The sequence below is a fragment of the Brackiella oedipodis DSM 13743 genome (assembly GCF_000621025.1).
GTDB classification, from domain to species: Bacteria; Pseudomonadota; Gammaproteobacteria; order Burkholderiales; family Burkholderiaceae_B; genus Oligella; species Oligella oedipodis.
Window position 1 is genome coordinate 352,737 of sequence record NZ_KK211206.1, and the last position, 13,073, is coordinate 365,809.

The 13,073-nt window shown below is 46.7% G+C and carries 10 protein-coding genes; all 10 read right to left on the reverse strand.

The genetic code is table 11. The annotated features are described in order from the left end of the window. Positions 1-57: 57 nt before the first annotated feature. Positions 58-2,688, reverse strand: a complete 2,631-nt coding sequence (locus Q335_RS0108115) for a TRAP transporter permease (protein ID WP_028358190.1) — start codon at positions 2,686-2,688, stop codon at positions 58-60. A gap of 84 nt (positions 2,689-2,772) precedes the next feature. Beyond that, positions 2,773-3,762 (reverse strand): TAXI family TRAP transporter solute-binding subunit, encoded by a 990-nt coding sequence (locus tag Q335_RS0108120; protein ID WP_038369682.1) that lies wholly within the window; start codon positions 3,760-3,762, stop codon positions 2,773-2,775. A 109-nt stretch (positions 3,763-3,871) separates the two neighbouring features. After that, entirely contained in the window at positions 3,872-4,291 is a 420-nt protein-coding gene (locus tag Q335_RS10440) for an accessory factor UbiK family protein (RefSeq protein ID WP_084493593.1), read from the reverse strand. Positions 4,292-4,412: 121 nt separating this feature from the next. Continuing rightward, positions 4,413-5,228 (reverse strand): hypothetical protein, encoded by an 816-nt coding sequence (locus tag Q335_RS10350; RefSeq protein ID WP_028358192.1) that lies wholly within the window; start codon positions 5,226-5,228, stop codon positions 4,413-4,415. A gap of 167 nt (positions 5,229-5,395) precedes the next feature. Further along, entirely contained in the window at positions 5,396-6,337 is a 942-nt protein-coding gene (locus Q335_RS0108135) for a uroporphyrinogen-III synthase (RefSeq protein ID WP_028358193.1), read from the reverse strand. A gap of 19 nt (positions 6,338-6,356) precedes the next feature. Then, positions 6,357-7,310, reverse strand: coding sequence for a hydroxymethylbilane synthase (gene hemC, locus Q335_RS0108140; RefSeq protein ID WP_028358194.1), 954 nt, complete (start codon positions 7,308-7,310; stop codon positions 6,357-6,359). Between the two features lie 213 nt (positions 7,311-7,523). Further along, positions 7,524-8,231, reverse strand: a complete 708-nt coding sequence (locus tag Q335_RS0108145) for a TerC family protein (protein ID WP_028358195.1) — start codon at positions 8,229-8,231, stop codon at positions 7,524-7,526. Between the two features lie 160 nt (positions 8,232-8,391). Beyond that, a complete protein-coding gene (gene sucD / locus Q335_RS0108150) occupies positions 8,392-9,273 on the reverse strand; it encodes a succinate--CoA ligase subunit alpha (RefSeq protein WP_028358196.1) in 882 nt (293 codons plus the stop codon). Between the two features lie 12 nt (positions 9,274-9,285). Next, a complete protein-coding gene (gene sucC / locus Q335_RS0108155) occupies positions 9,286-10,449 on the reverse strand; it encodes an ADP-forming succinate--CoA ligase subunit beta (protein ID WP_028358197.1) in 1,164 nt (387 codons plus the stop codon). Positions 10,450-10,735: 286 nt separating this feature from the next. Then, the gene (gene metE, locus Q335_RS0108160) at positions 10,736-13,033 is read right to left on the reverse strand and encodes a 5-methyltetrahydropteroyltriglutamate--homocysteine S-methyltransferase (RefSeq protein WP_028358198.1); all 2,298 of its coding nucleotides are present in this window, start codon (positions 13,031-13,033) and stop codon (positions 10,736-10,738) included. Between the last annotated feature and the right edge of the window lie 40 nt (positions 13,034-13,073).

Here is a 13,073-nt window from a genome sequence, read left to right on the forward strand (position 1 = left end):
AATACTTTAGTATGCAAAAACTTGCCGCTTTGTAAAAAGCCGTGTGCGTTTTTTGTCTTAGTCTTTTGAGGCTGTCATCTCTGTACGGCGCTGACGCTCAAGCTTGACTTGGCGTCTACCCTGTAAACGCCAGACTAAGTAAATTACCAATAAGCCCGGTAAAAAGAAAAACAACGGCGTTGGTCGCTGTGGATTATCGATCTTGACAGCCGTGAGATCCCAACCCAACTCCCAACTGCTACGCTTAGCCAAGCTACCAAAACGCACATTCGTGATTTTGACCTGATCGCCTAACTGACTGAACATCAAACCTGCCTTGGTTAAACGGTCGCGTCCCACGCTTTGCAAATCATCGCCCGCTTTGGCAGGTGCGCTTTGTAAATTAACCGCCACTGTTTTAGAGATAAGATCGCCTTCGAGATTACTACCCTCTATTTGTGCCACAAAACGATGGTTTTCTGGTAGGGTGGCGGCAATTTGATAGGCTTGAGAGGCAGGCCTATCCACAAATTCAGGCATAAGACGATCCATGAACCAATCTGGGCGATACATTAAGGCCGTCGCGAGTAAGAGTAAAAAAATCTCAAACAAATTACACTTGGTGCGGAACCAATTCAGCGTAGCGGCGGCAAATACAATACTCCCCACAATCGCCGCGGCCACTACGATGACTAGCGTGCCCCAGTTCTCAATGCCTATCAATAACAATAAGGGATTGAAAATAAAGACAAAAGGCAAAATAATGGTACGGAAAGCATAGGCGACGCCTTTGATGCCGGTTTTGATGGGATCTTCACCGGAGATGGCCGCCGCCGCAAAAGTCGCGAGACCGACAGGTGGTGTGATGTCGGCCATAATACCAAAATAAAAGACAAACATATGCACCGCCACTAATGGAATAATCAGACCGTTTTGGGCGCTAAGCTCGACTACGACGGGTGCCATTAGCGTAGCCATTAAGATATAGTTCGCCGTGGTCGGCATACCCAGGCCTAATACCAAGCAGACAAAGGCAGTAAAAAACAGCATAAACAACAGATTCCCCATGGAAATCAATTCAATAAATGCTGTCATGCGCAGGCCTAAGCCAGTGAGAGTCACCACCCCAACGATAATCCCTGCCGTACCGCAAGCGAGGGCAATACCGATCATATTCCGAGCGCCCTGCTCGAGCCCCTCTTTGACTTGAACGAGCCCTTGTCCGAGGGCAGGTTTAAGCGCTTGTTTGCGGAACCAAGCAAACAAGGCCTGCTGCGTGATCATCAAAAACAAAATGCTCAGTACGGCATAAAATGCGGACAATCCAGGTGACAAGCGCTCGACACTGAGGCTCCAGATCAAGACGCCAACGGGAATGAGATAAAACAAACCAGCGCGCACTGTAGGCCAGGCTTGCGGTTGCTGTTTGGATGTGATGGTAATATCCGTAGGCAAATCTGGATATTTAGCCGCCACTCTCAGTAAATACACATACAGGACAAACATCAAGAGTAAAAGTATCCAGACCGCGTTCTTGCCCGCGACCATTTTTACCCCTTCACCAATCCAATAAATGCCTGCCACCACAATCACCACCAGACTAATACCCATAGCAAAACGCAATAAGCGTTGTAAGGGGGTGCGTGGTGCGTGCGCCGAAGCCATCGGCTGTAAGCCCAATTTGAGGGCTTCAATGTGAACAATGGCAAATAAACCGATATAGGACAAAATAGCAGGTAATAAGGCGTGACGAATCACCTCTTGGTAGGATATGCCCACATACTCGGTCATTAAAAACGCTGCCGCCCCCATGACGGGTGGCATGATTTGACCATCGACCGAGGCCGCGGTTTCGATCGCGCCCGCTCTGAGACCACCATAACCCGCGCGCTTCATGAGTGGGATGGTAAAGACACCGCCCGTGACCACATTGGCGACCGAAGAACCTGAAACAATACCATTCATGCAAGAAGACACGACCGCGACTTTGGCCGGTCCACCTCTTAAATGACCTAAAAAGGCAAAGGAGACTTGCATAAAATAATTACCCGCACCGCAACGATCGAGTAAAGATCCAAACAACACAAAGATAAAAATATAGGAGACTGAAACCCCAAGTGCCACGCCGTAAGTACCCTCTGTCGAGAGCCACATATGGTCAATAATGCGGGTTAAGGAAGCCCCTCTATGAGCAATGACGTCTGGCATATAAGGCCCAAAATAGGCATAGAGTAGAAATAATAAGGCCAAGACCGCCATCGGCTTACCCAACGCTCGGCGGGTGATCTCGAGTAATAACAGTAAACCAAGCACGCCAACGACTACATCGGTTTGTGTCGCCATGCCTGGTCGTAGCGCAATGTCGTTATAGAAGAAACACAAATAGGCGCCACAGAAACCCGCCACCAGCGCTAAGATCCAATCATAAATGGGGATATTATTAGTGTTTTTTTTGAGCATGGGAAAGGCTAAATAGCCCAAAAACATGGCAAAGCCTAAATGCACCGCACGTGCTTCTGTGTCGTTAAAAATACCGAAACCAAAAGTAAAAGGCAAAGGGGATGCAATCCATAATTGAAAGCACGACCAAAGAATGGCACACGTCGCCAAAATACTAGCGGCGATACCACTGACATTGCGACCTCCCCTATCGGAGTCTGCGACTAATTGTTCTAATTTTTCGTTATCGACAGCATTGACGTCCGTCATAGCAAACCTCTCAAGAAAAAGCCATTACTGGTGGCACTTGGCCACCCAATAATGGCTTAACCATGATCTTCGAATAAGGCGGGATTATTCTTTGATCAAACCAACTTCTTTGTAATATTTAAGGGCACCTGGATGTAAAGGCGCGGTTAAACCGTTTTTGACCATATCTTCTTTTTTGAGATTGGCCAGTGCTGGATGTAATTTCTTGAATTCGTCAAAATTCTCGAAGACGGATTTGACGACAGCATAAACAGCATCATCAGAGACTTTTGAGGAGGTTACCACCGTGGCGACCACCCCATAAGTGTGCGTGTCTTGAGGGTTATTTTGGTACATGCCACCAGGGATGACGGCTTTAGCGTAGTAAGAATGCTCTTTGACTAATTTATCAACCACAGGTCCTGTCATGGACATGAGCTGCGCGCCGCAAGTGGTGGTTGGGTCTTGAATATTGGCCGATGGACTACCGACGCCAAACACGAAGCCATCAATCTTGCCGTCGCACAATGCGGCACTTTGTTCGTCGGGTTTAAGTTTGGCCAATAAACCAAAGTAACTGGTATCTAGATTGGCTTCTTTGAGGTATTGCTCAATAGAGGCTAAGGTTCCTGAACCTGGATTACCCGCATTAAAGCGTTTGCCTTTGAGGTCAGCAAAAGATTTGATATTGGCTTCTTTGCGAGTGACATAGGTAAAAGGTTCTGGATGCAGAGCAAAGACAGAGCGTAAATCCTTGAAGGCTTTGCCCTCAAATTGAGCCTTGCCCTCGTAGGCGTTGTAAGCCACGTCAGATTGAGCAAAGCCAAATTCTAATTCGCCTGCTTGAATCGCATTGATATTAAACACGGAGGCGCCCGTAGATTCTACCGAGCAGCGAAAACCGTGAGCGGACTTGTCCTTGTTGACTAGACGACAAATGGCGCCACCGGCTGAATAATAAACGCCTGTGACGCCACCTGTACCAATGCTGACAAAATTATCAGCCGCTTGTGCGACTTGCGGAGCGGCCAGTGCAGCGCTTAAGGCTGCGGTGCTTAAAACTGTCGCGATGGTTTGGCTTTTGAACAGTTTCATAATGTCCCCTTATTATTGGTTTTATAAAATACAAATTATAAGAGGATCACTAAAAATTATTTATTCAGATAATCCCTAGTGTCGTTGTGTCAGCCAGTTGTCACCAGCCCTATAAAGAAGTGGATGAATGATTATCTTGATCGGCCTGGGCCTGGTTATGGCTTGTACCAGTGCCCTGCGCGGTAGTGGCGGCATTGGCGCTATTGGCCGTGGTGGGCGCGTCTACACTAGCTGTGGCTGAATTGACTTGAGGGTTTTGAGAGACGCTGTGCGTAGCCGCTGTAGATTGTTGCTGGCTAGCAGAGCCGACTAATTTGGCTACTTTGTCTTCTAGAGCGACGACGCGCTCACGTAGACGGTTAACCAAAAACACTTGTTCTTCAAACTCCTCGCGTGTCACTAAATCGAGTTTAGAAAAACCCTGGCTCAGAAAGGATTTAACGTTTTTTTCGACATCCCCTGCTGGGCTTTTGTGGATCAGATCAGACAAATTACGCTGTAGATCTTGGAAAAATGAATTGCTTTTCATGGACAGCTCCTATCAATAACATGAAGAAACGGCTCGAAGGCCATAACATGAAAAAAACGGCCCGAAGGCCGTTTTGGGCTCAGCTTACACTGATTATAAGCAATTTTGGATGCTTAAACGATTAGTTTTGTGGTACAGCGTCTTGAGCTTTTACAGGTTCAGTGCCTTTAGGGGCAGGTTCTTGACCTTTGATGATAGAACCAATTTGATCAACTTTGTGTTGAGCGTCGACTTTGGCGTCGTGCGCTTGAACTTTGAGGTTGTCAATTTTTTGTTCAGCTTTCACTTTGGCGTCATGAGCTTGTGCTTTGAGTTCGCCTACCGTTGGAGCTGGTTTAGCAGCGCCATCTTTGACGTCTGCAGCGGCGTGATCATGGTCATGATCAGCGTGATCGTGGTCATGGTGCTCGTGATCGTGGTGATCGTGGCCATCATGATCGTGATGGTCGTGACCAGCGGCAGCTTTATGGTCAGCTTCTTTGCTGTCAGCAGCGGCTTTAGAGGCTTCTTGTTTAGCTTCAGCGTCATCTTTAGCGGCTTTTTGGGCGTTTTCGGCAGCGTCTTGCTGTTTGTCAGCAGCTTTGTCTAGATCACCTTTGGCAGCGGCTTTAGCAGCGTCTTGTTTGTCTTCGGCTGCGTCTTTACGATTTTCAGCAGCGTCTTCTTTTTTGTCGGCAGCGTTATCTTGGTGATCCGCTGCATCTTCACGCTTGTCTGCAGCGTCTTTAGCCGTGACTTCGTCGTATTTCTCTTTGGCGGCGGCAGTCACTTCGTCGACTTTTTCACCGATTTTGTCGCCAACGTTTTTGACTTGGTCGCCAGCGGTTTGTTCGGTGGCTGCACCTTCTTGTTGGCCTTGGTCATTGTTGTCGCAAGCGGCTAAGAACAATAAAGCGCTAGAAACGGCTACAGCTAAAGGTAATTTAGAAAATTTCATGAGTTTCCCCTGATATTTAAAAAGAATTATTTTTATGCGGCATCTGGCAAATAAAGCGCTGCTTAAATGCCGCAGGCTTAATTAATTTATAAATCAGTTACACAAAATAAGCAAGCAATTGAATTAAATCAAATGGTTAAAAGCTTAGGAATTTGTAAGATTTAGTATTACCTAGGAATAACCCTAGGCGCGTGTCGGCTGAGCTTTTTGATAGCTTCTAAAATCGCCCTATCCTCTGGAAAACACAGCGAAATTTGCAGTGCCTTGTCGTGAGATGAGGTGACCATTTCGTTGTTACATTTATCCTTAGTTAACTGTAACTTTTGGTCACAAAAAGAGCGGTATTGCTGCTGCAAACATTCAGCAATACGCTCATGAATCACCACAAATTGCTGTTGCCACATGTAATCTTCTATACCGTACTGGCGCCAATTGTGGATGATGGCCTGTGCCGATTCTGAACTCGTGATAAGCCAAATCATAGGCTGTTTGTGCTGCAATGCCTGCAATAGCGGTTGCATAGCGTCACCACTCCAGTGTTGTGGGCGCCGTTGGTAAACCACCAAGAAATCAACCCGAATCAGGGCATCTAATAAACGCTTGGCGAGCCAGTTGCGGCCTTGTTGACCGCGCACAATCAGGACGCGGCGCTGTTGTTGCAGTTCAGTCATCACGCTGTGCTGTTGGAGCTGCGCAAAAAAACCTTCGGAGTCACTTTCACCGGCGGCTGGCTGAATAATACGCTGCGGGTCTATGCCCCAGTCTAACAGAGCCTGACAACTGCTTTGGCCAACTGCACCAAAATACAGATGAGGTAAGGCGCTTAGTGCTTGCAGGGTGGCTCGATCCAACCCTGCAAAGAACGTTTGCACCGCAAAACTACTCACAAAAAACACTAGACCGACATCTTTAAGGGATGGACAGTCAAAAGTTTGGGATTCAAGCTCTAAGGCCGATAATGAATAAACCTGTAATGGCGCTGAAGTCTGCCGCGCTTCATGAGTAGACGCTGCCGACAGCGTTTGTGCCTGTAACTCATGGTGCAATTGCTGGGCGAGCACACTATTTTTGGCACTCGGACGAGTCAGAACAATCAAGGGACTAGACATACATCACGTCCAAGCCTGGCTATTGCGCTTGATTCTCTTGCAAGACGTCGGCAATCAACTCTAAGGCGCCCTGCGCTTTGAGACTGTCGATCACCGACTGCGTGATGGCCGCTGCATGCTGTTGAGTATCACTGGCCTGAGCATAAATCAGTTGGCGACCGTTGGGTAAAGCCACCAAGGCTTGTAAGCTCATGACGTCCTCTTGTAAAGAAGCATGGACGGCTAAAGGCACCTGGCAAGAACCGCCTAAAGCGGCTGATACGGCTCTCTCGGCTTGACAAGTGAGTGTGGTTTCGGGGCACATTAGCACCTTAAACACGTCTTTGAGATCGTTGCGGGAAGCCAGAATCTCTATGCCCAAAGCCCCTTGCCCAACGGCAGGCAGCATGTCGCTAATACTCAGCGTAGAACGAATGCGTTGGGCCATGCCCATGCGTTTGAGACCCGCACTGGCCAAAACAATCGCGTCATATTGCTGCTCATCGAGTTTACGCAAGCGCGTGTCAAGATTACCGCGTAGGGGTTTGACTTGTAGATGTGGGTATTTGGCGCGAATTTGCGACTCGCGGCGCAAACTTGACGTTCCGACAATTGCGCCCTCAGGTAGACTCGCCAAATCTTCATAGTGATTAGACACAAAGGCATCGGTATGATCGGCGCGCTTTAGAATGGTAGATAATTCAAAGCCCTCGGGCATCTCGACGGGGACATCTTTGAGGGAGTGCACGGCACAATCAGCACGCCCGTCTAATAAAGCATTTTCTAGTTCTTTAATGAATAAGCCTTTACCACCAATCTTAGAGAGGGTTTTATCCAAAATTCGATCGCCTTTGGTGCTCATTTTAAGCAATTCGACGTCAAGGTCTGGATAATGTTGTTGCAATTGCTGTTTGACAAATTCTGCTTGCCACACAGCAAGTCGACTTTCTCGGGTTGCAATGGTGATTTTGCGAGGGAGTTGAGGTGTAGACATAAAAAGACCGTATATCCTAAGATTTCATGCTTAAACAATCTTATTATCTTAGCATTTATTAGGCATGGTCTTTTTGTGCACTCCGTCCAAAAGCAAACAGGCTGCAACGCATTGGCGTGGCAGCCTGTCTAGTAGATAATGACTAAACGACTGAGCGCATAAAGAACTATTGAACTACAAAACTATAGAACGATAGAACGAAAAGTTTAATCGTTAAGCCGTTGTTTTTTTGGCTTTGAGGCTAAGCCAGATCTTACCGACCAACAGCACAATAATCGCGCCAATGGCCCCTGTAATTTTGGAGAAGATACTGTAAGTAATTCCCCAGCTCTCGGCGACTTGCATTGCCCATGGATGAATGACTACGTCTTTGACGAACATTTCGCCCGCAATAAAGCCAAGCAAGGCGGCACCAAACCAAACAATAATTGGGAAACGCTCGATAAGACGCAATAGTAAAGAACTACCCCAAATCATAAGAGGAATACTGAGTACGAGACCAAAGATTAATAAACCAAAATGGTCTTTGGCAGCGGCGGCCACCGCGATGACATTATCAAGACTCATCACCACATCGGCCACGAGTATGGACCCAATGGCGGCGCCTAAGGTCGTTTTGGCTTCGTGTTGATCGTCCTTGCCTTCGTCGGTAAATAACAAGTGCACCCCAATATAAAGCAATAAGATACTACCGACGACCTTGAGATAAGGGAACATCAGTAATTGTGCCGCCAATAGCGTGAGTAAAATTCGCAAGACAATGGCTGCTCCAGCGCCAAAGACAATGGCTTTTTTTTGGTCCTTGGCAGGCAATGCGCGGGCGGCCATGGCAATAACAAGGGCATTATCGCCCGACAACAAAATATCAATCCAGACGATTTGTAGCAACGCTATCCAAAAAGCGCCTTGTGTAATGTCCATAAACTTTCCTGTGCTGAAAATTGCAAAAATTCAAAGCATAAGTGTACTAAAAGTTTCAGTTTAATCGACGATGTTGCCATGCACCATACAAAAAAATAAAAAAGCCTGTCCGAAGACAGGCTGATCGCATTACTGCATTACTTAAGCTGGACTGTGAAAATTACAGTACAGATTTGAGTAATTTACCCATTTCTGAAGGGTCACGCGTCGTTTTGATACCGCACTCTTCCATGATTTTGAGTTTGGCATCCGCAGTATCTTCACCACCAGAAATTAAGGCACCTGCGTGGCCCATACGTTTACCTGCTGGTGCCGTCACACCGGCAATAAAGCCGACCACTGGTTTTTTCATATTGTCTTTCGCCCAACGAGCGGCGTTGACTTCGTCTGGACCACCAATCTCACCGATCATGATTACCGCATCGGTATCTGGGTCATCGTTGAACATTTTGAGGACATCGATGTGTTTGAGACCGTTGATTGGGTCACCACCAATACCCACAGCAGTGGATTGACCTAAGCCAAGCTCAGTGACTTGGGCCACGGCTTCGTACGTTAAGGTACCAGAACGGCTGACGATACCGATACGACCTTTGCGGTGGATGTGACCTGGCATAATACCGATTTTGAGTTCGTCTGGTGTGATCACACCTGGGCAGTTAGGGCCGAGCAATAAGGTTTTGCTATTCATGTCTTTCATGCGTTGACGCACTTCAAGCATGTCACGGATAGGGATACCTTCAGTGATACAAATCACAAGATCAAGCTCAGCTTCGACGGCTTCAAGAATGGCCGCGGCGGCACCAGCAGGTGGTACATAAATCACAGAAACGGTTGCGCCCGTGGCTTCTTTAGCTTCTTTGACGGTGGCATAAATAGGGATACCGTCGAATTCTTCGCCGGCACGTTTAGGGTGTACACCAGCGACGAAGCAATTTTTGCCATTAGCGTATTCGAGGCAAGCTTTTGTGTGGAAACTACCTGTTTTACCAGTAATCCCTTGAGTGATAACTTTCGTGTCTTTATTGATCAAAATTGACATTGTAATCCTTCCTTATTTGTTCGCCGCTGCAACGATTTTTTCGGCAGCTTCAGCCATAGTGTCTGCGCTAATGATAGGTAAACCAGAATCGGCAAGCATTTTTTTGCCTTGTTCTTCGTTGGTACCTTTCATGCGAACCACGAGTGGTACTTGAAGGTTAACGGCTTTGCACGCCTCGACCACACCTTCAGCGATAACGTCGCAACGCATAATACCACCAAAGATATTGACTAAAATGGCTTTCACTTTAGGGTTTTGGAGCATTAATTTGAAGGCGACGGTGACTTTTTCGGCCGTAGCGCCACCACCCACGTCTAGGAAGTTGGCTGGCTCGCCACCAAAGAGTTTGATGGTGTCCATGGTCGCCATCGCTAAACCTGCACCGTTGACCATACAACCGATATTACCGTCTAGGGCAATATAAGATAAGCCATATTTGCTGGCTTCGATTTCGGTTGGATCTTCTTCGTCTAAGTCACGTAACTCAGCGATTTTTTCTTCGCGGAACAAGGCATTAGAGTCGAAGTTGAATTTGGCGTCAAGGGCAACAATATCGCCACTACCCGTAAGAATTAATGGGTTGATTTCGGCCAATGAGGCATCTAGATCCCAATAGGCTTTGTAGAGTTTTTGGAATTCAGACGCGGCTTTGTGTTGAGAAGCTTCTGGAATACCGATGCCTTTTGCTAATTTAAGTGCGTCTTCTTCAGAAAGATCAGCACCTGGTTTCACAAAGACTTTGAGGATTTTCTCTGGAGATTCTTTGGCAACTTCCTCGATCTCCATACCGCCTTCAGCAGAAGCCATCACGCAGTTGGTTTGCGATTGGCGATCAGTCACAATACCGACATAGTATTCTTTTTTGATGTCCGCGCCTTCTTCGATAAGCAGACGACGTACTTTTTGGCCTTCTGGGCCCGTTTGGTGCGTGACTAATTGCATACCTAGAATTTCAGAAGCCAATTGTCGCACTTCATCTAGAGATTTGGCGACTTTTACGCCACCACCCTTACCTCGACCGCCGGCGTGAATTTGAGCCTTGACGACCCAAACAGATCCACCGAGTTCTTCGGCCGCTTTAACAGCTTCGTCAACAGAGAAAACGGGTTTGCTGTTAGGGACATTTACCCCGAACTGGCGCAACAGTTCTTTGGCTTGATATTCATGAATCTTCATAGATTTCCTATTGCAAATTAATATTCAACAAACTCTTTTGGCGAGACCATAAAGAGAACCGTATTTTAAGAAAAGGATTGATAATCAGTAAAACTTATACAGATAAACCCTAATCAGTAAAATATCTTGGCACTAGTATAACGTAAATTGTGACAATTTAGCGTCCCGAGTCTTCCTAATAACGTGATGCTATATAGAACCAAAACTTAAGAAAAAATAAAAATAAAGCCCACTATATCGCTATAGTGGGCTTTGGATTAAGACCTGCAAACCTTAAGCATTTGCATTAGGCTTCTTGGCGCAGCTGTTTGGCCGCTTTAACCATGATGTCTAAAGAGGCTTTGGTTTCTGGCCAACCGCGGGTTTTGAGGCCGCAGTCTGGGTTCACCCATAATTGTTTTTTGTCGATATGTTTGGCAGCTTGACGAATCAAATTGACCATCCAATCGAGATCTGGCACGTTTGGTGAGTGAATGTCATACACCCCTGGACCAATTTCGTTAGGGTATTTGAAGTCCTCAAACGCTTGTAACAATTCCATATTAGAACGTGAGGTCTCAATGGTGATGACGTCAGCGTCCATATCGGCAATGGCTTTGATGATGTCATTGAACTCTGAGTAGCACATATGAGTGTGGATTTGTGTCTCGTCACGGACACCAGACGTAGACAACAAGAACGCATCCACCGCCCATTTGAGGTATTCATCCCATTTTTCGCGACGAAGTGGTAGACCCTCACGGATGGCAGGTTCATCGATCTGGATGACTTTGATGCCAGCGGCTTCGAGGTCGAGGATCTCGTCACGTAGCACTAAAGCCAATTGACGGCAAGTTTCTGAACGTGGTTGATCATCACGTACAAAAGACCATTGCAACATCGTCACTGGACCAGTCAACATACCTTTGACAGGTTTGTCGCTGAGTGATTGGGCAAATTTAGCCCATTCTACTGTCATTGGTGCAGAGCGGCTAACGTCACCGAAGATGATTGGTGGTTTCACGCAGCGTGAACCATAGCTTTGAACCCAACCATTTTGGGTGAAGGCAAAACCATTGAGCAACTCACCAAAGTATTCGACCATGTCGTTACGCTCAGGCTCACCATGGACAAGCACGTCCAAACCGAGGTTTTCTTGCTCACGAATAACCAATTCGATTTCTTTTTTCATGCCGTTTTCGTAGTCGGCATCAGACACATTGCCTTTTTTCCAAGCACTACGCAATTGACGGATCTCTTTGGTTTGTGGGAAAGAACCGATAGTCGTGGTTGGATATAAAGGTAGGTTCAAGTTGTCATGCTGAGCCGCTACACGATCCGCAAAGGCTGGACGATGTAACTCAATAGACTCGGCTTTTTTGACACGGTCTTTGACCGCTTGATTATTAATGTGAGCAGAGGTACGACGGGTTTCTAGGGCTTTGTTTTGGCGCTCTAGGAACTCTTTGTCTTGGGCGGACAAGTCGTTATTGACGGCATGCGCTAAGACATTCAGTTCTTGTAATTTTTGGATCGTAAAGGCCAGTGATTGCTTAACTTCTTCGTGAAGTTTAGTCTCTGGTTCGACGTCGTAAGGCACGTGTAATAATGAGCAAGATGGCGCTAACCAAAGGTTGTCACCGAAGTTTTGGGCAATGGTAGAGACCTCTTTGGTGATTTTGTCAAGGTCAGCACGCCAAATATTACGGCCATCGATTACACCAAGAGAAAGCACTTTAGTGAGATCCCAATCGCTGACAAATTTCACTAAGTCGGTTTCGCCACGAGTGAGGTCAATATGCAAGCCATCGACTGGTAAGGCTTTGAGTAAGTCTTGGTTAGGCTCTGGGCTCTCGAAGTAAGTGGCAACTAGGATTTTTGGACCCACGCCCTTGAGTTCGGCGTACACGTCTTTGAAGGCTTGCTGCCATGTGTCATTGATGTCCAATAGCGCGAAGGCTTCGTCGAGTTGTACCCATTCAACATTGAGTTCTTTGAGTTTGCTAAGTACTTCTTTGTAGACCGCTAATAAATTCGGTAAGAAGTCAAGTTTGCCATTGAATTCGGTACCGGCACCAAAGTCTTCCCCTTTGCTAAGAGCCAAGTAAGTGACTGGACCAGGGAGAACGACTTTGACTTGATAACCTTGCCCCTGTGCTTCTTTGACTTGATCAAACAAGAAGGTGCGAGATAGTTTGAAGGTTTGGTCTTTTTTGAGTTCTGGCACGATGTAGTGGTAGTTGGTATCGTACCATTTGGTCATTTCACAAGCAGGGACAGACTCTTGCTCGTTTTGGCGACCGCGCGCCATGGCAAACAATAAATCCAAATCGAAAGGTTGTGGGATTTCTTGGGTGTAACGGTGAGGTACCACACCAATCGTGCAGCTCCACTCAAGAATGTGATCATACCAAGCAAAATCGCCGACCGTGACCCATTGACTACCGTTGTCATTTTGGGCCTTCCAGTGACGTTGGCGTAGTTCTTTGCCAACTTGCAATAAGGCGTCTTTGGAGCTTTCGCCTTTCCAGTAAGATTCAAGTGCTTTTTTTAGTTCGCGGTCTGCACCAATACGTGGCAGACCTAAGTTATGAGCAATTGCCATTTAATAAAACCTCTTTATTTTGTTAATCTTGTTAAAACTT